Annotated in this window: 17 protein-coding genes; 11 read left to right on the top strand and 6 right to left on the bottom strand. The window is 70.8% G+C overall.

The annotated features are described in order from the left end of the window. Nucleotides 1–302 precede the first annotated feature (302 nt). The 3 genes from ABZ532_RS27070 to ABZ532_RS27060 all read left to right on the top strand — a co-directional run bounded on the left by ABZ532_RS27070 (nucleotide 303) and on the right by ABZ532_RS27060 (nucleotide 4,005). Nucleotides 303–1,946: a glycoside hydrolase family 13 protein gene (locus tag ABZ532_RS27070; protein WP_361289036.1), complete on the top strand. Its 1,644-nt coding sequence runs from the start codon at nucleotides 303–305 to the stop codon at nucleotides 1,944–1,946. Between the two features lie 25 nt (nucleotides 1,947–1,971). Continuing rightward, the gene (locus ABZ532_RS27065; protein ID WP_361289033.1) at nucleotides 1,972–3,006 is read left to right on the top strand and encodes a LacI family DNA-binding transcriptional regulator; all 1,035 of its coding nucleotides are present in this window, start codon (nucleotides 1,972–1,974) and stop codon (nucleotides 3,004–3,006) included. Between the two features lie 75 nt (nucleotides 3,007–3,081). Next, complete coding sequence (locus ABZ532_RS27060) at nucleotides 3,082–4,005, top strand: phosphatase PAP2 family protein (RefSeq protein ID WP_361289030.1); 924 nt, start codon at nucleotides 3,082–3,084, stop codon at nucleotides 4,003–4,005. Nucleotides 4,006–4,098: 93 nt separating this feature from the next. Here the strand turns inward: ABZ532_RS27060 and ABZ532_RS27055 are convergent, their stop codons facing one another. Together ABZ532_RS27055 and glnA are read right to left on the bottom strand one after the other, a co-directional pair. Then, entirely contained in the window at nucleotides 4,099–7,101 is a 3,003-nt protein-coding gene (locus ABZ532_RS27055; protein ID WP_361289027.1) for a bifunctional [glutamine synthetase] adenylyltransferase/[glutamine synthetase]-adenylyl-L-tyrosine phosphorylase, read from the bottom strand. A 255-nt stretch (nucleotides 7,102–7,356) separates the two neighbouring features. Continuing rightward, nucleotides 7,357–8,718 (bottom strand): type I glutamate--ammonia ligase, encoded by a 1,362-nt coding sequence (glnA, locus tag ABZ532_RS27050; protein ID WP_361289024.1) that lies wholly within the window; start codon nucleotides 8,716–8,718, stop codon nucleotides 7,357–7,359. 188 nt (nucleotides 8,719–8,906) lie between these two features. On the opposite strand from glnA, the gene ABZ532_RS27045 reads away from it, so the two are divergent. The 4 genes from ABZ532_RS27045 (at nucleotide 8,907) to ABZ532_RS27030 (ending at nucleotide 11,211) form a co-directional block, all read left to right on the top strand. After that, the gene (locus tag ABZ532_RS27045; RefSeq protein ID WP_361289021.1) at nucleotides 8,907–9,263 is read left to right on the top strand and encodes a hypothetical protein; all 357 of its coding nucleotides are present in this window, start codon (nucleotides 8,907–8,909) and stop codon (nucleotides 9,261–9,263) included. Between the two features lie 67 nt (nucleotides 9,264–9,330). Then, entirely contained in the window at nucleotides 9,331–9,975 is a 645-nt protein-coding gene (locus ABZ532_RS27040) for a DUF3105 domain-containing protein (protein WP_361289018.1), read from the top strand. Then, on the top strand, nucleotides 9,972–10,661 hold the full coding sequence (locus ABZ532_RS27035) for a DUF305 domain-containing protein (RefSeq protein ID WP_361289015.1): 690 nt from the start codon (nucleotides 9,972–9,974) through the stop codon (nucleotides 10,659–10,661). The genes ABZ532_RS27040 and ABZ532_RS27035 overlap by 4 nt, the downstream gene beginning before the upstream one ends. A 130-nt stretch (nucleotides 10,662–10,791) precedes the next feature. After that, nucleotides 10,792–11,211, top strand: a complete 420-nt coding sequence (locus ABZ532_RS27030; RefSeq protein ID WP_361289012.1) for a CBS domain-containing protein — start codon at nucleotides 10,792–10,794, stop codon at nucleotides 11,209–11,211. Here the strand turns inward: ABZ532_RS27030 and ABZ532_RS27025 are convergent. After that, nucleotides 11,196–12,077 carry an alpha/beta hydrolase gene (locus ABZ532_RS27025; RefSeq protein WP_361289009.1) on the bottom strand — a complete coding sequence of 294 codons (882 nt, stop codon included), beginning with the start codon at nucleotides 12,075–12,077 and terminating at the stop codon, nucleotides 11,196–11,198. The two genes, ABZ532_RS27030 and ABZ532_RS27025, sit on opposite strands and share 16 nt — an antisense overlap. A gap of 275 nt (nucleotides 12,078–12,352) precedes the next feature. Between ABZ532_RS27025 and ABZ532_RS27020 the strand changes: the two genes are divergently transcribed. Beyond that, nucleotides 12,353–14,101, top strand: coding sequence for a multicopper oxidase family protein (locus ABZ532_RS27020; protein ID WP_361289006.1), 1,749 nt, complete (start codon nucleotides 12,353–12,355; stop codon nucleotides 14,099–14,101). Nucleotides 14,102–14,192: 91 nt separating this feature from the next. Continuing rightward, nucleotides 14,193–15,953 carry an NAD+ synthase gene (locus ABZ532_RS27015; RefSeq protein ID WP_361289003.1) on the top strand — a complete coding sequence of 587 codons (1,761 nt, stop codon included), beginning with the start codon at nucleotides 14,193–14,195 and terminating at the stop codon, nucleotides 15,951–15,953. A gap of 73 nt (nucleotides 15,954–16,026) precedes the next feature. On the opposite strand, the gene ABZ532_RS27010 is transcribed toward ABZ532_RS27015, so the two are convergent. The 3 genes from ABZ532_RS27010 to ABZ532_RS27000 all read right to left on the bottom strand — a co-directional run bounded on the left by ABZ532_RS27010 (nucleotide 16,027) and on the right by ABZ532_RS27000 (nucleotide 19,536). Then, nucleotides 16,027–17,055: an endonuclease/exonuclease/phosphatase family protein gene (locus tag ABZ532_RS27010; protein WP_361289000.1), complete on the bottom strand. Its 1,029-nt coding sequence runs from the start codon at nucleotides 17,053–17,055 to the stop codon at nucleotides 16,027–16,029. A gap of 187 nt (nucleotides 17,056–17,242) precedes the next feature. Continuing rightward, a complete protein-coding gene (locus ABZ532_RS27005; protein WP_361288997.1) occupies nucleotides 17,243–17,911 on the bottom strand; it encodes a TetR/AcrR family transcriptional regulator in 669 nt (222 codons plus the stop codon). After that, nucleotides 17,908–19,536, bottom strand: a complete 1,629-nt coding sequence (locus tag ABZ532_RS27000) for a DHA2 family efflux MFS transporter permease subunit (protein ID WP_361288994.1) — start codon at nucleotides 19,534–19,536, stop codon at nucleotides 17,908–17,910. The genes ABZ532_RS27005 and ABZ532_RS27000 overlap by 4 nt, the downstream gene beginning before the upstream one ends. Nucleotides 19,537–19,716: 180 nt before the next feature. Here ABZ532_RS27000 and panB point away from each other — a divergent pair, with 180 nt between their 5' ends. Both panB and ABZ532_RS26990 read left to right on the top strand, forming a co-directional pair. Then, a complete protein-coding gene (panB, locus tag ABZ532_RS26995) occupies nucleotides 19,717–20,586 on the top strand; it encodes a 3-methyl-2-oxobutanoate hydroxymethyltransferase (RefSeq protein WP_361288991.1) in 870 nt (289 codons plus the stop codon). A gap of 193 nt (nucleotides 20,587–20,779) precedes the next feature. Continuing rightward, nucleotides 20,780–21,145, top strand: a complete 366-nt coding sequence (locus tag ABZ532_RS26990) for a cupin domain-containing protein (protein WP_361288988.1) — start codon at nucleotides 20,780–20,782, stop codon at nucleotides 21,143–21,145. Nucleotides 21,146–21,178 lie beyond the last annotated feature (33 nt).

The following is a 21,178-nucleotide window of genomic DNA, read 5'->3' as shown; positions in this document are numbered from 1 at the left end:
CGTAACAAGGTTGAAAGAAGACCGAAAGAGCTTGCGAGAGATTTCCGCAAGAGGCGGGGATCGTTACATCCGCGTGTCCTCAAGGTTGCCGTTCGGGAGCTTGTCAGCCCGGGGTTTCATACCCTCCGGCCTCGTCCGATCGCAGCCTGTACTGGCTGACACCCGTTCCGTTGGCCTCAGCAACTGCTTCCGCAAGAGATTGCAGCGCTGTTACCTTCGGGGGAGGTCGACGTTGAACCGTTCCTCCCGATTTACGTGTCCGCAGGCATCGGCAGCACCCGAAAGACCCGAAGGGACCGTCCATGACCCAGGAGCTCAGCACCACCGCCCCGGAGCACCTCCCCCGGCAGCGGGGTGACTGGTGGCGTGACGCCGTGATCTACCAGGTGTACGTACGCTCCTTCGCCGACAGCGACGGCGACGGCATCGGTGACCTGCGGGGCATCCGGGAGCGGCTCCCCCATCTCGCCGGGCTCGGGGTGGACGCGGTCTGGATCACCCCGTTCTACGCGTCCCCGCAGGCGGACGGCGGGTACGACGTGGCCGACTACCGGGCCGTCGACCCGCTCTTCGGCAAGCTGTCCGACGCGGACGACCTGGTGCGCGAGGCGCACCGGCTCGGTCTGCGGGTGATCGTCGACATCGTGCCCAACCACACCTCCGACCAGCACCCCTGGTTCCTCGCGGCGCTCGCGGGCGGCCCCGAGCGGGCGTACTACCACTTCCGCCCAGGAAAGGGCGCCAACGGCGAGCTGCCGCCCAACGACTGGGAGTCCGTGTTCGGCGGACCGGCCTGGACGAGGGTCGATGTGCCGGACGGCAATGGGGGCACCTCCCAGCCGGAGGCTGGGGGAGAGTGGTACCTGCATCTCTTCGCGCCCGAACAGCCCGACCTCAACTGGGACGATCCCGCGGTGCCCGAGGAGTTCGCCTCGGTACTGCGCTTCTGGCTTGACCTGGGTGTCGACGGGTTCCGTATCGATGTGGCTCACGGGATGGTCAAGGCGCACGGCATGCCCGACATCGGGCTGCGCGAGCAGGCCAAGATGATCGGCGCGCAGGTGCTGCCGTTCTTCGACCAGGACGGTGTGCACGAGATCCACCGCTCCTGGCGCCGGCTCCTGGACGGGTACGACGGCGAGCGCATCGGTGTCGCCGAAGCCTGGGCCCCGACCGCGGAGCGGCTCGCTTTGTATGTCCGCCCGGACGAGATGCACCAGGCCTTCAACTTCCAGTTCCTGCGCTGCCCCTGGGACCCGGACCGGATGCGCGAGGTCATCGACGCCTCACTCGCGGCGACCACGTCGGTCGGCGCCCCGACCACCTGGGTGCTGTCCAACCATGACGTGGTGCGCCACCCCACCCGCTACGGCGACGGCCCCGTCGGCCTGCGGCGGGCACGCGCGGCGGCGCTGCTGATGCTGGCGCTGCCGGGTTCGGCGTACATCTACCAGGGCGAGGAACTGGGACTGCCCGAAGTCACCGACCTGCCGGACGAGGTGCGCCAGGACCCGTCCTTCTTCCGGGCCGAGGGCCAGGACGGATTCCGTGACGGCTGCCGGGTGCCGATCCCGTGGACGCGCTCGGGCTCGTCGCACGGCTTCGGCAGCGGTGGCAGCTGGCTCCCGCAGCCGGATTCGTGGGGCGAGCTGAGTGTGGAGGCCCAGACGGGTGTGCCCGGTTCGACGCTGGAGCTGTACCGGGCGGCCCTCGCGGTACGCCGTGAGCACCCCGGCCTTGGCGCGGGTGACGCGGTGACCTGGCTGGACGCGCCCGAAGGCGTGCTCGCCCTGGCCCGCGACGGCTTCGTCTGCACCACCAACACCACCGGCACGGAGGTGGAGCTGCCCGTGCCGGGGACAGTGCTGCTGTCGTCGGGGGCACCGGGGTTCGGCGACGGGACGGTCCGCCTTCCCGCCGACTCCAGCACCTGGTGGGCAATCTGACATGCGACCGGTACAGTCCAATCCCATGACCGCACGGCTTGCCGACATCGCAGCCCAGGCGGGGGTCAGCGAGGCCACGGTCAGCCGCGTGCTCAACGGCAAGCCGGGCGTGGCCGCGGCCACCCGCGAATCGGTGCTCGCCGCACTCGACGTGCTCGGCTACGAGCGCCCCGTACGACTGCGCAGGCGCAGCGCCGGACTGGTCGGGCTGATCACCCCGGAGCTGGAGAACCCGATATTCCCGGCCCTGGCCCAGGTCATCGGCCAGGCGCTGACCCGGCAGGGCTACACCCCCGTGCTGGCCACCCAGACCCCGGGCGGCTCCACGGAGGACGAACTCACCGAAATGCTGGTGGACAGGGGCGTCTCGGGCATCATCTTCGTCTCCGGGCTGCATGCCGACACCAGTGCCGACATGTCCCGCTATGAGAAGCTGCGCGCCCAAGGGGTGCCGTTCGTCCTCGTGGACGGATTCGCCCCGGGGGTGCACGCGCCGTTCATCTCCCCCGACGACCGGGCGGCGATGCGGCTCGCGGTGACCCATCTCGTCGCGCTCGGGCACACCCGGATCGGACTGGCGCTGGGGCCCAAGCGGTTCGTCCCGGTGCTGCGGAAGATAGAGGGGTTCGTCAAGGCGGTCCGCGAGCAACTGGGACTGGCCGACGAGCAGATCGGGTCCGAGCTGATCCAGCACTCCCTCTACACCCTGGAGGGCGGGCAGGCCGCGGCGTCCGCGCTGATGGACCGGGGCTGCACGGCGGTGGTGTGCGCCAGCGACATGATGGCGCTCGGGGCGATCCGGGCAGCGCGGCAGCGCGGGCTCGAAGTGCCGCGTGACATCTCGGTGGTCGGCTTCGACGACTCCCCGCTGATCGCCTTCACCGATCCGCCCCTGACCACGATCCGCAAGCCGGTCCCGGCCATGGGTCAGGCGGCCGTGCGCACCCTGCTGGAGGAGATCGGCGGGACCCCGGCCCCGCACAGCGAGTTCGTCTTCATGCCGGAGCTGGTGGTAAGGGGATCGACCGCTTCCGGACCCGGAAGCGCGGCTGGTCCTTAAGGCGTACGGGGCCCGTTCGATCCCCGACCGGGGGATGATCGAAGCCCGCCCGGCCATCTGGCAAACTCTGCCCCTATGGGTGAAGCGACCGTAGAAACTCTTGAAGGGCTGGCGGCCACCTCGTCACCCATGGTGACCGCGGAATCTCCGGCTCCGGATAGCGATCATGAACCTGACCGCGGCCCGGGTCGCGGGCGTGGACGCTGGCGCGGCCTGCGGGCCCCCCGCCGGCCCCGGATCTGGTTCGAGATCCTGCTCGTCGCGGTCAGCTACTGGACCTACTCCCTGGTCCGCAACGCGGTGCCCGAGCAGAAGGCGCAGGCCCTGCAGAACGCCGACTGGATCTGGGAAACCGAGAAGACCCTTGGCATAGCGGTCGAGCAGACGATCAACCATGCCGTGAACTCGGTGACTTGGCTGATCGTGACCATGAACTACTACTACGCCACCCTGCACTTCCTGGTCACCATCGGAGTCCTCGTCTGGCTCTACCGCTGGCACCCCGGCCGCTATGCCTCCGCCCGGCTCGTGCTCTTCGCCACCACCGGCGTCGCGCTCGTCGGGTACTACCTCTACCCCCTCGCCCCTCCCCGGCTGATGAACGGCCAGGACTTCGTCGACACGGTGCTGGTGCACCACACCTGGGGCTCGATGGCCTCCGGCAATCTGAAGCACATGTCGAACCAGTACGCGGCCATGCCGTCGATGCACATCGGCTGGTCGCTGTGGTGCGGACTGATCATCTTCGCGCTGGCGTCGGCGCCGTGGGCAAGGATCCTGGGCCTGCTGTACCCGACCCTCACCCTCGTCGTGATCGTCGCCACCGCCAACCACTTCTGGCTGGACGCGGTCGGCGGCATGCTCTGTCTGGCCTTCGGCTACGGAGTGAGCCACGGCTGGCACGGAGCCCTGCCGCACCGGCTGCCGAAACAGGTCGCGCGACACGAACGCCTGGAGCCGGTCATCCCCAAGCCCGAGCTGAGCCCGGCACAGCGCTGAGCCGACGGCGGGGCAGCACCCGAAGGGACGCGGCACCACCGGTGCGGGCGGCACCCGGGCCCGGTCCGGGGCCGAGCGCCGCCCGTCCGGGAATCAGGCGCCGTAGAACAGCTCCTCCACCACCGCCCTGGCCCTTCGCGTGGCCCTGCGGTAATCGTCGAGCATCTCGCCCACGTGCCCCGGGCCGTAGCCGAGATACCGTCCCACCGCGGCCAGTTCGCGCCCGTCGGACGGGAAGGTGTCGCCGGGCCTGCCGCGCACCAGCATGACGCCGTTGCGTACCCGGGTCGCGAGCACCCAAGCGTCGTCGAGGATCTGGGCGTACTCCGTGGACAGCAGACCGGCGGCGTGCGCGGCGGCGAGGGCCTCGCGGGTGCGGGGGGTGCGCAGGCCTGGTTCGGACCAGGCGTGGCGCATCTGGAGGAGCTGCACGGTCCACTCGACGTCGCTGAGGCCGCCGCGGCCCAGTTTGGTGTGCAGGGCGGGGTCGGCGCCGCGCGGAAGGCGTTCGGTCTCCATCCGGGCCTTGAGCCTGCGGATCTCACGGACGGCGTCGTCACCGAGGCCCTCCACCGGATAACGCAGCGGGTCGATCAGCTCGATGAACCGCGCGCCCAGCTCCGCGTCGCCCGCCATCGGCTCCGCCCTCAGCAGGGCCTGGCTCTCCCACACCAGGGACCAGCGCCGGTAGTACGCGGCGTACGAGGCGAGGGTGCGCACCAGGGGCCCGTTCTTGCCCTCCGGGCGCAGATCGGCGTCGATCAGCAGCGGCGGGTCCGACGTGGGGACCTGGAGCAGACGGCGCATCTCGGCGACGACGGCGTTGGCGGCCCTGGCGGCCTCCGGCTCCTCCACACCCTCGCGCGGCTCGTGCACGAACAGCACGTCCGCGTCGGAGCCGTAGCCCAGTTCGTGGCCGCCGAAGCGGCCCATGCCGATCACCGCGAAGCGGGTGGGCAAGGTGTCGCCCCACTGCGCGCGTACGACGGCGCGCAGGGCGCCCGCGATCGTCGCCGCGTTGAGGTCGGTCACCGCGCTGCCCACCCGGTCGACCAGCGCGCCCGGGTCCTGCTCGGCCGGATTGTCCTCCGTACCGTACGAGCCGATCAGGTCGGCGGCGGTGGTTCGGAACAGCTCGCGCCGCCGCACCCCGCGAGCCGCCGCGACCGCCACGTCGGCGCTGTCCGCCCGGCCCACCGCGGCCAGCACCTCCTGCTCCAGATGGTCGCGGTCACGCGACCTCAGTCCTTCGGGGTCGCCGAGCAGCGCCACCGCCTCCGGGGCCCGCAGCAGCAGATCGGGCGCCAGCCGGCCCGCCGACAGCACCCGGGCGAGGTTCTCCGCGGCAGCGCCCTCATCCCGCAGCAGCCGCAGGTACCAGGGGGTCTTGCCGAGCGCGTCGGACACCTGCCGGAAGCCCAGCAGCCCCGCGTCCGGATCTGCCGAGTCCGCGAACCAGCCCAGCAGCACCGGCAGCAGGGTCCGCTGGATCGCCGCCTTACGGGTCATGCCCGAGGTCAGTGCCTCCAGATGGCGCAGCGCGGCGGCCGGGTCGGCATAGCCGAGGGCCTCGAGGCGCTGCCGGGCAGCGGCGGTGCTGAGCCGGGTCTCACCGGGCGCGAGCTGGGCCACCGCGTCGAGCAGCGGGCGGTAGAAGAGCTTCTCGTGCAGACGCCGCACCACCGATGCATGGCGCCGCCACTCCTTGTTGAGCTCGACCACCGGATCGGCGCGCAGACCCAGCGAACGCCCCAGCCTGCGCTGGTCGTCCTCGCCCTCCGGCACGAGATGCGTACGGCGCAGCCGGTACAGCTGGATGCGGTGCTCCATGGCCCGCAGGAAGCGGTACGCCTCGCCGAGCTGGGCGGCGTCGGCGCGCCCCACGTACCCGCCCGACGCGAGGGCGTCCAGCGCGCCGAGGGTGCTGCCGCCGCGCAGCGAGGCGTCGCTGCGGCCGTGCACGAGCTGGAGCAGCTGGACGGCGAACTCCACGTCCCGCAGGCCCCCGGGCCCCAGCTTCAGCTCCCGGTCTATCTGGGCGGCGGGGATGTTGTCGACGACCCGGCGGCGCATGCTCTGCACGTCGGACACGAAGTTCTCGCGCTCGGCGGCCTGCCAGACGAGCGGCGACACGGCCTCCATGTAGTCGGCGCCCAGCTCGGGGTCACCCGCCACCGGCCGTGCCTTGAGCAGGGCCTGGAACTCCCAGGTCTTCGCCCAGCGCTGGTAGTACGCGAGATGGCTGGAGAGGGTGCGCACCAGCGGGCCGTTGCGGCCCTCCGGGCGCAGATTGGCGTCCACGGGCCAGATGGCGCCCTCGACGGTGGTCTCCGAGCAGATCCGCATGAGGTGCGAGGCGAGCCGGGTCGCGGCCTTGACCGCCGCCGCCTCGTCGGCGCCTTCGGCCGGTTCCCCGACGAAGATCACGTCGACGTCGGAGACGTAGTTCAGCTCATGGCCGCCGCACTTGCCCATCGCGATCACCGCGAGCCGGCACATCGCGGCGTCCTCGGGCGCGGCGGCGCGGGCGATCGCGAGTGCCGCGCGCAGGGTCGCGGTGGCCAGATCGGCGAGCTCGGCGGCGGTCTGGGCGACATCCGTGGTCCCGCACACGTCTCGGGCCGCTATCGACAGCAGACAGCGCCGGTACGCGACACGCAGCGACACCGGGTCGGTGGCCTCGGCGAGCCCGTGCTCGAACTCCTCCACACCGGGGTGCAGATCCGCCGCCTCGTACGTTTCCAGCGCGTGCCAGTCCTGAGGGTGCCGGGCCAGGTGGTCCCCGAGCGCCTCCGAAGCCCCCAGCACCCCGAGAAGGCGGTCCCGCAGGGGTTTCGCGGAGATCAGGGTGTCCAGCAGCACCTGCCGCTCGTCAGGCTCGCCGTCCGCCGTCTTCTGCGCCTCCACCAGCCGCACCAGCCCGAGCAGCGCGAGATCGGGGTCGGCGGTGACGCCGAGTGCGTCGAGCAGCACGGAGTCGGCGCGCACCGGCGCCATCTCCGGCAGCTCCAGGAACCTCTCGGCGGCCCCGGGGTGGGTGAATCCGTGCCGCAGCAAGCGGGTGAACGTGCTGCTCCTGCGCCCCGGCACCGTCATCCCGCCGCCTCCATCCGATCAGGCCCGCCCCCGAGCGTAGCCCCCTGTGCAGGCTGGTTCCCGGTGTGCCGCACCCCGTGGAGTCTCGCGGGTCGGACCGCGCGGGTTTCGCGGTGTGCCACACCCCGTGCGGCGGGTCGGGGAGTGTCCGATGGCCGGGGTGTCCGCTCTCAGGATCCCCCTGACCGATGACGTCGTCGGGGGGAACCCGGACCGGGCCGGAATTCCGGCCCGTCCGGCACACCGCGGAACCGGCTACAGCACCGGCAGGTTCTTGCGGAGCTCGAAGGCGGTGACCTCGGAGCGGTACTCCTCCCACTCCTGCTTCTTGTTCCGCAGGAAGAAGTCGAAGACGTGCTCGCCCAGCGTCTCCGCCACCAGCTCGCTGCGCTCCATCAGCGCGATCGCCTCGCCCAGGTTCTGCGGCAGCGGCTCGATCCCCATCGCCCGGCGCTCGGCGTCCGACAGCGCCCAGACGTCGTCGTCGGCGCCGGCGGGGAGCTCGTAGCCCTCCTCGATGCCCTTGAGGCCGGCCGCGAGCAGGAGCGCGTAGGCGAGGTAGGGGTTGGCGCCGGAGTCGAGGGAGCGGACCTCGATGCGGGAGGAACCGGTCTTGCCGGGCTTGTACATGGGGACGCGAATCAGGGCAGAGCGGTTGTTGTGGCCCCAGCAGATGTACGAGGGGGCCTCACCGCCGGAACCCGCGGTGCGGGCCGAGCCGCCCCAGATCCGCTTGTAGGAGTTGACCCACTGATTGGTGACCGCGGAGATCTCCGCGGCGTGCCGCAGCAGACCGGCGATGAAGGAACGGCCCACCTTGGAGAGCTGGTACTCCGCGCCGGACTCGTAGAACGCGTTGCGGTCGCCTTCGAAGAGCGACAGGTGGGTGTGCATCCCGGAGCCGGGGTGCTCGGAGAAGGGCTTCGGCATGAAGGTCGCCTGGACGCCCTGCTCCAGCGCCACCTGCTTCATCACCAGGCGGAACGTCATGATGTTGTCCGCGGTGGACAGCGCGTCCGCGTAGCGCAGGTCGATCTCCTGCTGGCCGGGCGCGCCCTCGTGGTGGCTGAACTCCACGGAGATGCCCATGGATTCGAGCATGGTGATGGCCTGGCGGCGGAAGTCCATCCCGACGTTCTGCGGGGTGTGGTCGAAGTAGCCGGAGTTGTCGGCGGGGGTGGGGCGGGTGCCGTCCAGCGGCCGGTCCTTCAGCAGGAAGAACTCGATCTCGGGGTGGGTGTAGAAGGTGAACCCCAGGTCGGAGGTCTTGGCCAGGATCCGCTTGAGGACGTAGCGCGGGTCGGCGAAGGACGGTGAGCCATCGGGCATGAGGATGTCGCAGAACATCCGGGCGGTGCCGGGGGCCTCCGCGCGCCAGGGCAGGATCTGGAAAGTGCCCGGATCCGGCTTGGCGATCATGTCGGACTCGTACACCCGGGCGAAGCCCTCGATCGCGGACCCGTCGAAGCCGATGCCCTCGTCGAATGCCTGTTCAAGCTCAGCCGGGGCCACCGCCACCGACTTCAGGAAGCCGAGCACATCGGTGAACCACAGCCGTACGAACCGGATGTCGCGCTCCTCGAGCGTACGGAGCACGAATTCCTGCTGCTTGTCCATGACCACATCCTTGCAGTTCAGACGGCTTGCGCACCACCGCCAGGGCGTAGGGCGAGGGGCTTCAGTATCGCGACCCGGGGTTTCGCCCAGATTACGCACCCCGTATCACCCTCGGCACGTCATCGTCGTTACCATCTGCCCCCATGGGGGGCCCGCGGCACCATCGCATCGCACACATCGTGCGTCCCATGGCGCTGGGGAGCGCCATGGCGACGCTTCTCGCCGCGCTCTTCGTCTGTATCGGGATGCTCGCGGACGCCCGAACGGACCACACGCCGCCGCCGGGGATCACGGCCGCCGTGCAGCACACCACGGCCGGTACCGGCACGGACGCGAAGGCCGGCTGTCCTTACGACCGCGGCGACTGCGGCATGTTCGGCCATCTCTCCCCCGCCGTGCTCACGGCTCCCCCGCTCGACGGCCCCGCCGACGAGGCCGGAGCCCGGCCCGGACCCGCCACGGTCCCCGGCACCGGCCGGCTGGCGCGCACCGGGGTGCTTCCCCGTGCTCCCGATCTCCATGTCCTTCAGGTGCAGCGGACCTGAGTCCTGTCCGGGCGCGCCGTATCCGCGCCACCACTCTCTTCCCACCCCACTTTGAGAAGGACACGTCATGGCCGCCAGCAACAGCACCAACGACCGCCGCGCCCGTATAGAGCAGATGCGCCGCACGGAACAGTCGCGCGAGCGCCGCAGCCGCATCATCACGATCGGCGTCAGCGGCCTCGTGGTCGCCGGACTCGTCGGCTTCGGCATCTATGTGCTGAACAAGGAGTCCGACAAGAAGGAGCAGGCGGAGGCCGCCGCCAGCGCGCCGATCAAGGACGAGAAGTCCTGGGACGCCAAGAAGCTGGGCCGCGACCACGTCGCCACGACGGTGAAGTACCCGATGAAGCCTCCGGTCGGCGGTAACCACGACCGGGCGTGGATGAACTGCGACCGCAACGTCTACGACAAGCCGGTCCCCGAGGTCAACGCGGTGCACTCGCTCGAGCACGGTGCGGTGTGGGTCACCTACAACGACAAGGCCCCGGCCGCCGATGTACAGAAGCTGAAAGAGAAGGTCGGCAAGACCTCGTACTCCCTGATGAGCCCGGTGCAGGACCAGTCCGGGGCCATCATGCTGAGCGCCTGGGGCAAGCAGGTCACGGTCGACGGCGCGGACGACCCCCGGGTGGACGCGTTCTTCAGCAAGTACGTCCAGGGCCCCCAGACCCCTGAGCCGGGCGCCGCCTGCACGGGCGGACTGAGCTCGTGACCGTCCGCCTGACGCGTACCCACTGGGTGGCGATCACGGCCGTGGTCCTGGCCCTGCTGTTCGCGGGGGCCGCCACGGTCGCGTCGGCGGGCGGGGACGAGCACACGACAGCCGCCGGCGCCCCGGGCGGGGACTCGGCGGACGCGGGCTTCGCCCGTGACATGGCGGTCCATCACCAGCAGGCGGTGGAGATGTCCTTCATCGTCCGCGACCGCACCGAGGACGCGGACGTGCGCAGGCTCGCGTACGACATCGCCAACACCCAGGCGAACCAGCGCGGAATGCTGCTCGGCTGGCTGGACATGTGGGGGCTGCCGAAGGTCGGGACAGGGATCGGGCCGATGGCCTGGATGAAGTCGGGGAAGCCGTCCGAGCACGCCGGTCACACAGGTGAGGGCGAACACGCAGGGCACGAGACCGGCGACGGCTCGCTGATGCCCGGCATGGCCACCCAGGCCGAGCTGGACCGGCTGGCCACGGCCAAGGGGCGGCAGGCGGAGATCCTCTACCTCCAACTGATGACCGACCACCACAAGGGCGGTGTCGCCATGGCGCAGGGCTGTGCCGGGCTGTGCACGGTGGCACCGGAGAAGTCCCTCGCGCAGGGCATGGTCGACGCCCAGCAGTCGGAGCTGAGCCTGATGGCCGACATGCTGAAGGAGCGCGGCGCGGCGCCCCGGTCCTGAACAGCGACCGGCCGCGGCGGCGAGGGGTCCCATGGTCCACGGGGCGCCTCGCCGCCGTCGGCGGTAAGGTCGAAAACGGATTCGGGTCGCCGTATGAAGCCGCACTCAGCAGGCAGGAGGTACGCACCCCATGACCACCGCCAAGGACATCATGCATCCCGGGGCGCAGTGGATCCCCGCACACGAGACGCTCGACCGGGCCGCGCAGTTGATGCGTGAACTGAACGTGGGCGCACTCCCCATCGCCGACAGCGACGAACGGCTCTGCGGCATCCTCACGGACCGCGACATCGTCATCGGCTGTGTCGCGATGGGCCACGACCCCGCACGGGTGACCGCAGGTGACATGGCCAGGGGCACGCCCCGTTGGATCGAGGCGGACGCGGATGTGAACGAGGTGCTGCACGAGATGCAGGACCACCGGATCCGCCGGCTGCCGGTCATCGAGAACAAACGGCTGGTCGGAATGATCAGCGAGGCCGACCTCGCCCACCATCTGCCGGAGGGCCAGCTCGCCGCCTGGGTCGAGCAGATCTACGCGCGGGGCTGAGGCGCCTGACGGGGCCGGCCCATCGTCAGCACCGCCCGCGCCACCGCGTCCGGCCGGTCCAGCATCACCAGATGGCCCGCGGGTTCGACTGCCTCGAAATGTGCGTCGCCGAGCCCGCGGGCCAGTGTGCGCTGCCGCTCCAGCCAGCGCCGGTTGAACCGCCCACCGGGACCGCCGCGCCCGTCACAGGCGGCGAGCACCGTCACGGGAACCGCCTGCGGCAGCGGGAAACGCTCGCGCAGGGCGAGGAGTTCGGCCGCGACCGCACGGTAGTGGGTGTTCTCGTTCAGGATGCCGTGCAGCACCCGCGAGGTCCCGTAGCAGCGGCGTACGAGCGCGGCGGGAGCCGGGTCGCCGCCCGCGGCACGGGACAGCCGCACCGCGAGACGCCGGGTGGCCGGGCCCAGCGCGGCGGGCGCGCCCAGCAGGGAGAGCGCGGTCCCGGCGCCGCGCGCGAGTGTGGTACGGACGGCCGGTGCCGCGGGCACCCGGGCATCCTCCTCGACGCTGGAGTCCACCAGCACCACACCGGCCGTCCGGTCGGGATGGAGCCGGGCGAAGGCCTCGGCGTGGAAGCCGGCGATCGAGTGTCCGACGACGGTGGCGGGCCCGTCGAGCCCGAGTGCGCGGAGTACGGCGGCGATGCGGTGGGCCTCACCGGCGGCGGTGGGCGGCACGAGAGCGGGTCCGCTGAGCCCGTGGCCGGGGCGGTCGAAGCGGACGACGGTGCGGTACGGGGCGAGCAGCGGGACCACGGGGTCCCAGTCGAACCAGCTCATGGCGAGTCCGGCGCTCAGCACACAGACCGGTCCGCTGCCGTCGACGACGACGTGGTGGGGCACGCCCCCTATCCGTACGAAGCTCACCGGGCCACCCTGTCACGAGGGACGATGCCACGGGGAACGATCGGGTCATTGACGGCATAGCAGCCCACGTTAGGCCGTGTCGGACCGGTCCTTACTCGGGTCTTTTGTCCGATCCGGCTAATGTGCGTCGTGTGATGAACCAACGGACGGCCGGGTACGGGCCACTGCCGCTGCCGATATGAGCGCGTCCGGCCGTCCCGTCCAGTCCTGACGCGGTGGCAGACGCACCCCCTTTCACGCCTTCACCCCCCAGCGAGGTGCACACAGTCATGCCCATGGAGCACACCGGTCAGACCTCCCCCACTCGTCGCGCCATGCTCGGCGCCGGACTCGGCGTCGCGGGATCCGGCCTGCTCGCCGCATGCTCGGACTCCGGCTCCGGCGACTCCGGACGACCGGACCGCGGCGGCCACAGCGCGGACCAGGGAGCGGGCCCCAGGGGCACCGCGGCACCCGACCGCGAGCGGGGTGACACCCGTGAGGGCGACCACGTCGGCAAGCACAGCCGCCAGCTCACCTTCACGGCCAGGCCGAGCACGGTGGATCTGGGCGGCGGGCGCACCTTCAAGACCTGGACGTACGACGACGAGCTGCCGGGACGGGTGGTCCGGATCACCGCGGGCGACACTCTCTCACTCACCCTCAAGAACCATCTGCCGGAATCGACCACCGTGCACTGGCACGGCCTCGCCATCCGCAACGACATGGACGGCGTGCCCAATGTGACCCAGCCGCCGATCGAACCCGGAGAGTCGTTCTCGTACCGCTACGAGGTCCCGCACCCCGGCACGTACTGGTTCCATCCGCACCAGGGGGTCCAGGTCGACCGCGGCACGTACGCGCCGCTGATCGTGGACGACCCGAGGGAGCCGCTCTCGTACGACCGGGAGTGGATCATCCTGCTGGACGACTGGATCGACGGCGTGGGCGGTTCGACCCCGGACGACGTCTTCTTCCAGCTCAGCAAGGGCAAGAAGATGGTGCACGACCCCGGATACGGGCACCACGGCGGCGGCGGCGCACATGACGGCAACCGGTCGGGGTCGGGCTCCGGGCCCGGGGTGGCCAAGCCGTCCGGTCCCGTGGGCGCGGGAGCGGGCGGGGCGCGCCCCGACGACGACCCGAAGAACGACGGCCCCTCGGCACGGCGCCACCCCAGGGGTCCGCGGCGGGTGATGACGGGGGCCCACAGCAGCCTCCTCGGTCACGCGGGCGACATCGCCTATCCGTACTACCTGATCAACGGACGCACTCCGGACTTCCCCACGCAGTTCAAGGCCAAGCCAGGGGACCGGATCCGGCTGCGGATCATCAACGCGGGCGGTGAGACCGCCTTCCGGGTGGCGCTCGGCGGCCATCGCCTCACCGTCACCCACACCGACGGCTTCCCCGTCCGCCCCTACAAGACCGACGCCCTGCTCATGGGCATGGGCGAGCGCTATGACGTGCTGATCACCGCGAAGGACGGGGTCTTCCCGCTCACGGCGCTCGCCGAGGGCAAGCACGGCTCGGCGATGGCCGTCCTGCGCACCGGCGGCGGGCGCCCGCCCGGGCCACGCACCCGGCCCAGCGAGCTGTTCAGGAACGTGCTCGAGTCGTCGGCGAAACTGCGTCCTGACGAGTCCGTCGCCCTGCCGCGGCGCGGCAAGCCGGACCGGCTCATCAAGCTCAAGCTGACCGGCGGTATGGAGAAGTACGACTGGGCCTTCGACAACAGGCCCTACGACCCCGACACGATGCACCGGATCGAGTACGGCGAGCGGGTCCGCCTCGTGGTCATCAACGTCACCGACATGTGGCACCCGGTACATCTGCACGGGCACACCTTCGCGCTGGCGGATGTCCTCTCACACGGCGCCCGCAAGGACACCGCCGCGGTGCTGCCGCACCACAAGCTGGTGCTGGACTTCGACGCGGACAATCCGGGGGCGTGGATGCTCCACTGCCACAACATCTACCACGCGGAGTCCGGGATGATGACGACGGTCGCCTACCGCGACCGGCGCGGCAGGCGCGGCAGGTGACGCCCGCCCGGCCGTCCGGGGGCGCCCGTAGTGGGGCGCCCCACACTCCCCGGCCGGGACATTGCGTCAGTCAGACGATTACACTGTCCCCGTGCCTCAACTACGTCTCGCTCTGAATCAGATCGACTCGACCGTCGGTGATCTCGCCGGCAATGCCGAATCGATCGTGCACTGGACCCGGCACGCCGCCGAGCAGGGGGCGCACCTCGTCGCCTTCCCCGAGATGGTGCTCACCGGTTACCCCGTCGAGGACCTCGCCCTGCGATCCTCCTTCGTCGAGGCGTCGCGGTCCGCCCTGCGCGCCCTCGCCGCGCGGCTCGCCGACGAGGGCTTCGGGGAGCTGCCGGTGATCGTCGGCTACCTGGACCGCTCCGAGAAGGCCCAGCCCCGGTTCGGTCAGCCCGCGGGCGCTCCGCAGAACGCCGCAGCGGTGCTGCACGGTGGCCGGGTGGTGCTGACGTACGCCAAGCACCATCTGCCGAACTACGGCGTCTTCGACGAGTTCCGGTACTTCGTGCCGGGCGACACCATGCCGGTGATCCGGGTCCACGGGGTCGACGTGGCCCTCGCCATCTGCGAGGACCTCTGGCAGGACGGCGGCCGGGTGCCCGCCGCCCGTTCCGCCGGGGCCGGGCTCCTCCTGTCCATCAACGCCTCGCCTTACGAGCTGGACAAGGACGACACCCGCCTCGAACTGGTGCGCAAGCGCGCCCAGGAGGCCGGCTGCACCACCGCCTATCTGGCGATGATCGGCGGTCAGGACGAGCTGGTCTTCGACGGCGACTCGATCGTGGTCGACAAGGACGGCGAGGTCATCGCCCGTGCCCCGCAGTTCGCCGAGGGCAGTGTGCTGCTGGACCTGGACCTCCCCGCCGCGTCCGCCGACGCCCCGTCCGGCACGGTCGACGACGGGCTGACCATCGACCGGGTCGTGATCTCCGACGAGCCGCTGGAGCCGTGGGAGGCGGAGCTGACGGGCGGATACGCCGACCGGCTCGACGACACGGAGGAGATCTACTCCGCACTGGTGGTCGGCCTGCGCGCCTATGTCGCCAAGAACGGTTTCCGCTCGGTGCTGGTGGGCCTTTCCGGCGGCATCGACTCCGCTCTCGTCGCCGCCATCGCCTGCGACGCTGTCGGCGCGCGGAACGTGTACGGCATCGCCATGCCGTCCAAGTACTCGTCGGACCACTCCAAGGGCGACGCCGCCGAGCTGGCCCGCCGTACGGGTCTCAACTTCCGCACCGTACCGATCGAGCCGATGTTCGACGCCTACATGGGCTCGCTCGGGCTCACCGGTCTCGCCGAGGAGAACCTCCAGTCGCGGCTCCGCGGCACGATGCTGATGGCCGTCTCCAACCAGGAGGGCCACATCGTCCTCGCTCCGGGCAACAAGTCCGAGCTGGCGGTCGGCTACTCGACCCTGTACGGGGACTCGGTGGGCGCCTACGGCCCGATCAAGGACGTCTACAAGACGACGGTCTTCCGGCTCGCGAAGTGGCGGAACGAAGCGGCCGGGCAACGCGGTCAGACCCCGCCGATCCCGGAGAACTCCATCGTCAAGCCGCCGAGCGCCGAGCTGCGCCCCGGACAGGTCGACACCGACTCACTCCCGGACTACGACGTGCTGGACCGGATCCTGGAGCTGTACGTCGACCGGGACCGGGGCAAGGACGCGATCGTGGCGGCCGGTTACGACGAGGAGCTGGTCACCAGGACCCTGCGGATGGTCGACACGGCGGAGTACAAGCGCCGCCAGTACCCGCCGGGCACCAAGATCTCGGCGAAGGGCTTCGGCAAGGACCGGCGCCTGCCCATCACCAACCGGTGGCGGGAGACCACCTCGCTCTGATGCGACGAACAGGGGCTTCCCGCGAAGGCGGGAAGCCCCTGTTCCGTCCAGGCCCGGTCCGGGCGCACGGAGGTCAGAACGTGACGCGCGCGGCGATCGGGAGGTGATCGCTGGCGGTGCGCGGCAGGGTCCAGGACGACACCGGCTCGACGCCCTTCACCATGATCTGGTCGATCCGCGCCATCGGGAACGAGGCCGGCCAGCTGAAGCCGAAGCCGTCGCCCGCCGCGCCCTGCGTGGAGCGCATCTGGGCGGTGACCGCGTTCAGCGAGCGGTCGTTCATCGTGCCGTTGAGGTCACCGAGCAGCACCACCCTGGGCACCTCGTCGCGGGCGATGGCCGCTCCGAGCGCGTCGGCGCTCTCGTCCCGCTGGCTGGCGGTGAATCCGGAGTTCATCTTGACCCGTACGGACGGCAGATGGGCCACGTACACCGCGACGTCGCCGGACGGGGTCGCCACCGTGGACCGCATCGCGCGCTCCCAGCCGAGCCGGATGTCCACGGCACCGGTCCCGCTCATGGGGTACTTGCTCCACAGCCCGACGGTCCCCACCACCGAGTGGTGCGGGTACGCGGACGCCAGCGCCTTCTCGTAGGCCGGGACGGCATCGGCCGTCAGCTCCTCCAGGGCGACGACCTCGGCGCCGGACTCCGCCACCTGGCGGGCGGTGCCCTCGGGGTCGGAGTTGTCGGCGTTCACGTTGTGGGTGGCGACCGTGAGCCCGCCCTCGCCGGTGTCCTCGCTCTTGTCGGTGACCAGCCCGCCGAAGAGATTCAGCCAGACCACCACGGGCACCAGCAGGGCGATGAGCGCCGTGGCGGACCGCCGCAGCAGGGCGAGCACGAGCAGCACCGGCACGAGCAGCCCGAGCCAGGGCAGGAAGGTCTCGGTCAGGCTGCCCAGGTTGCCGACCCGGTTCGGGATCTGGGCGTGGAAGATCATCAGCAGTCCGACCAGCACGGAGAACGCGGCGAGCACCATGCCCCGGCGCCAGATCCCGGGATCGCGGCGCCATCTGCCGAACGCGGCCCGGACGCGGGATCCGGAGCGTCCACCCTGCTCCGCGTCGTGCCCCGACTCCGTGATGTATGCCTGCCGCATGCGTGTCCTCACTGCCTTACTGCGCCTTGCTGCCGTGCCCTGCAAGCCGTGCCGTCCGCGCTCGCTCTCGACCCTAGGGGATGACGGAGGGCTTGCTGCCGTACGGTCACGAGGACGACCCGGCGGCGCGGCGGGTTCCGGTTGTGCCCGCCGAGGCCAGGGCTGTGACAGAACGCGGATATTGCGCTCAGCGCACCGGGGACAGTCGGGACGAACGGGATGGCCGGGGTGTTCGGGACGACTCAGGCGCCTGGGACGGGCGCAGGCCGTCGAGCACCGCGCCGACGATGCGCTCCGCCAAGTCCCCCGGCAGCGGGGCGTCGGGCCGCATCACGGCCCTGACCAGCATGGGGCCGACGATGAGGTCGTTGATCAGGTCGATATCGACGTCGTCGCGGATCTCCCCGCCCTCGATCCCCCGCCGCAGGATCTCCAGGACCGTGACCCGGCGGGGGTCGATCACGGTCGCGACGTAGGCCGCCCACAGCTTGGGATGGCTCTTCATCTGCGCCAGGACGTTGTGCAGCAGCGCCGACGAGCGGTGGGCGAGGCCACGCACGCGTACGGACTCCAGCATGGTCACGAGGTCGTCCCGGGCGGAGGTGCCCGGCAGGTCGGGCTCCGACGGCTCGATGTCCCGGAGGACCTCGACGAACAGCTCCTCCTTGTCGCTCCAGCGGCGGTAGATCGTGGCCTTGCCGACCCCGGCCGTGCGGGCGAGGCGCTCGATGGAGATCTCGCCGAGCGGAACGCCGTCCTCGAGCAGCGCCACCACGGCCTCCCGGATAGCCCGCTGCGCGGCCTCGCTACGGGGGCGCCCCCGGGCCGCGGTACGGCCTCCGCTTCCGGCGCTCACCCCCTGACCGCCCCGGCCGCGGGCCTTCCGTGCGGTTCCCCCGGGGGCAGTGAGCCGCCGGGTCCGGGCTTCACCCGCCCGGGCAGGTGCATCGCCACGACCACCGCGCCCACGACGGTCGCCATGGCCGCCGCGAGGGCCGTCAGGTGCATGGCGAAGAGGAAAGCCTCGTTCGCCGGACCGACCAGCAGCTTCCCGGTAGGGCCGAGCTTCGCCGCAGCGCCCATGGTGGCCTCGATCGACTCCCCCGCCGCCGTCCTGACACCGTCCGGCAGGCCCGCGGTCCTGGCGAGGGTGGACTCGATGCCGCCCCGGTACGCCGCCGAGAGCAGCGAGCCGAGCATCGCGACCCCCAGCGCCCCGCCCACCTGCCGGAAGGTGTTGCTGATCGCCGAACCGACCCCGGCCTTCTCCCGGGGCAGCGCCTGCATCACCGCGACCGTCACCGGGGGCATCACATGGGCCATCCCCGCGCCCTGGACGAAGAAGGCGGCCTCGATCAGCCACAGCGGAGTGGAGCCGTCGAAGAAGGCGAACGCGGCCAGCCCGGTGGTGATCATCAGCATGCCCGCCGTGCAGGTCGCCTTGGCGCCGAACCGGCCGATGGCCAGCCGTGCGCGCGGTGCGAACGCCGACTGCGCCACGGCGAGCGGCAGCAGCAGCAGTCCGGCCGCCAGCGGGCTGTAGCCGCGCACGCTCTGCAGATAGAACACGGACAGGAAGGCCACGCCCATCATCGCGAAGAAGCCCAGCGCGGTCGCGGCAATCGCGGACGAGAACACGGGGTTCCTGAAGTACGAGAAGTCGAGCGCCGGATGGTCGCTGCGCACCTCGTAGACCACGAACACCGTCAGCACGCCCAACCCGCCGAGCAGCGGCACCAGCACCGCCGGATCGGTCAGGGAGGCGAGCTCGCCGCCCCGGATGATCCCGTACACCAGCAGCACGAGACCGACGATCGAGAGCAGCACCCCGACCGGGTCGAGCCTGCCGGGGGCGGGGTCCCGGGAGTCCGGGATCAGCACCACCATCGCGATGAAGCCGATGAGCACCACGGGCACGTTGACCAGGAAGATCGAGCCCCACCAGAAGTGCTCGAGCAGCAGCCCGCCGGTGAGCGGTCCGAGGGCGATCGACACGCCGACCCCGCCCGCCCAGATGCCGATGGCCTTGGCCTGCTCGTCCCGTTCGAACACGTTCATCAGGATGGCGAGCGTGGCGGGGATCACGAATGCCGCACCGACCCCCATCACCGCGCGGTACGCGATGAGCTCGGCGGACGACCCGGAGAACGCGGCGAGCGCGGAGCCGGCCCCGAAGACGGCCATGCCGAACAGCAGCGCCTTGCGGCGGCCCGTACGGTCGCCGATGAGCCCCGCCGTGAACAGAAGGGCGGCGAAGACCAGGGTGTAGGAGTTGATGGCCCACTCCAGCTCGCCCTGGGTGGCACCGAGGCCGACGGGGGCGGGGGTGGCGATGGTCTTGACCGCGACGTTCAGCACCGAGTGGTCGAGCACCACGATGAGCACGCTGAACATGAGGACGGCGAGGATGGCCCAGCGGCGCCGGTGTACGGCTTCCGGGACACGGGGCGGGGCGGGTGGCGCCCCCGGGGGTGTGGACATGATCCAGGGATTCCCGCTTTCGATACGAGACCGTCTCGTATCGGAGAAAACGACCGGGATGGCGGAACATCGCCGCAGTGTGAACGGCACCACTTCCCGCGACGGGCACCGGGATGCCACCATGGATGCGGTCCGGGGACGCCGTAAGGGCGCCTCGAGATGACGAAGGAGCCGATCACCATGACGCTTCAGGCTGCGACGAAGCAGTCCGCCGACAGCAGCGAAAGCAAAGCGCTGTACGGCGGGAAGAGCACTCGCCGCGTCACCGTCCACGACATCGCCGCCGCCAAGCAGCGCGGTGAGAAGTGGCCCATGCTCACCGCCTACGACGCGATGACCGCGTCCGTGTTCGACGAGGCCGGTATTCCGGTGATGCTCGTCGGCGACTCGATGGGCAACACCCACCTCGGCTACGACACCACCGTGCCCGTCACGATGGACGAGATGACCCTGCTGTCCGCCGCCGTGGTGCGGGGCACCAAGCGCGCCCTGATCGTCGGCGACCTGCCCTTCGGCTCGTACCAGGAGGGCCCGGTCCAGGCCCTGCGCAACGCCACCCGGCTGGTCAAGGAGGCCGGTGTCGGGGCCGTGAAGCTGGAGGGCGGGGAGCGCTCGCTGCCCCAGACCGAGCTGCTGGTGCAGGCGGGCATCCCGGTCATGTCCCACCTCGGTCTCACCCCGCAGTCCGTCAACACCATGGGCTACCGGGTCCAGGGCCGCAGCGACGAGGCCGCACACCGGCTCCTGCGCGACGCCAAGGCGGCTCAGGACGCGGGCGCGTTCGCCCTCGTGCTCGAACTCGTACCGGCCGAGCTGGCCGCCGAGGTCACCCGTTCACTGCACATCCCCACCATCGGGATCGGCGCGGGACCCGAGACGGACGCGCAGGTGCTCGTGTGGACCGACATGGTCGGGCTGACGGGCGGGAAGGTCCCGCGCTTCACCAAGCAGTACGCGGACATGCGCCAGGTACTCGGCGATGCGGCGAAGGCGTTCGCCGGCGATGTGGTCGGCGGGGCGTTCCCCGCCGAGGAGCACTCCTTCCACTGAGCACGGCTGAACGCCTCCCGGACCGCTGAGGTCCGCCGTACCGCCTCCACGAGCCACTCCGGCACCAACGACAGCCCGCCGATCTTCCCCCGTCGGCGGGCTGTCGGCCGTCCCGGCCGTGGAGGCGGAAGGGGTTCGGAGCTAGGCTGAAAAAGGACTCGGGGACCCCTGCTCCGCCGGGAGGCGGGCGATTATGGCTGGAATCTTCACGAAGAACTTCGGCTCCGCCGACGAGACACGTCCCTTCGAGGACGGCAAAGGGAAGCTCGAACTCCTCAGCACCGACCAGGGCCCCGTCGGCCGTGCCGTGTTCGAACCGGGCTGGCAGTGGTCCAAGCACGTCAAGCCCATCGCCGGCACCGAGAGCTGCCAGGCCGCCCACGCCGGATACGTCGTCAGCGGACGGATGAGGATCGTCATGGACGGCGGCGAGTCCGCGGACGTGGGGCCCGGCGACTACATCGACATCGAGCCGGGGCACGACGCCTGGGTGGAGGGCGACGAACCCTGCGTCATCGTCGACTGGGCGGGGTTCGGGGACTACGCCAAGCCCAGGTGATGCCGGATCGGTGAAGCGCCGGCAGACCGCCGC

The organism is Streptomyces sp. NPDC019396 (assembly GCF_040632375.1).
In the GTDB taxonomy this organism is placed as follows: domain Bacteria; phylum Actinomycetota; class Actinomycetes; order Streptomycetales; family Streptomycetaceae; genus Streptomyces.
The sequence above is the reverse complement of the archived record's forward strand: the minus strand, read 5'-3'. Positions and strand labels throughout refer to the sequence as shown.

Coding starts and splice junctions, on each gene's coding strand:
- ABZ532_RS27070 (WP_361289036.1), top strand. CDS start 303: ATGACCCAGGAGCTCAGCACCACCGCCCCGGAGCACCTCCCCCGGCAG.
- ABZ532_RS27065 (WP_361289033.1), top strand. CDS start 1,972: ATGACCGCACGGCTTGCCGACATCGCAGCCCAGGCGGGGGTCAGCGAG.
- ABZ532_RS27060 (WP_361289030.1), top strand. CDS start 3,082: ATGGGTGAAGCGACCGTAGAAACTCTTGAAGGGCTGGCGGCCACCTCG.
- ABZ532_RS27055 (WP_361289027.1), bottom strand. CDS start 7,101: ATGACGGTGCCGGGGCGCAGGAGCAGCACGTTCACCCGCTTGCTGCGG.
- glnA (WP_361289024.1), bottom strand. CDS start 8,718: ATGGACAAGCAGCAGGAATTCGTGCTCCGTACGCTCGAGGAGCGCGAC.
- ABZ532_RS27045 (WP_361289021.1), top strand. CDS start 8,907: ATGGCGCTGGGGAGCGCCATGGCGACGCTTCTCGCCGCGCTCTTCGTC.
- ABZ532_RS27040 (WP_361289018.1), top strand. CDS start 9,331: ATGGCCGCCAGCAACAGCACCAACGACCGCCGCGCCCGTATAGAGCAG.
- ABZ532_RS27030 (WP_361289012.1), top strand. CDS start 10,792: ATGACCACCGCCAAGGACATCATGCATCCCGGGGCGCAGTGGATCCCC.
- ABZ532_RS27020 (WP_361289006.1), top strand. CDS start 12,353: ATGGAGCACACCGGTCAGACCTCCCCCACTCGTCGCGCCATGCTCGGC.
- ABZ532_RS27010 (WP_361289000.1), bottom strand. CDS start 17,055: ATGCGGCAGGCATACATCACGGAGTCGGGGCACGACGCGGAGCAGGGT.
- ABZ532_RS27000 (WP_361288994.1), bottom strand. CDS start 19,536: ATGTCCACACCCCCGGGGGCGCCACCCGCCCCGCCCCGTGTCCCGGAA.
- panB (WP_361288991.1), top strand. CDS start 19,717: ATGACGCTTCAGGCTGCGACGAAGCAGTCCGCCGACAGCAGCGAAAGC.
- ABZ532_RS26990 (WP_361288988.1), top strand. CDS start 20,780: ATGGCTGGAATCTTCACGAAGAACTTCGGCTCCGCCGACGAGACACGT.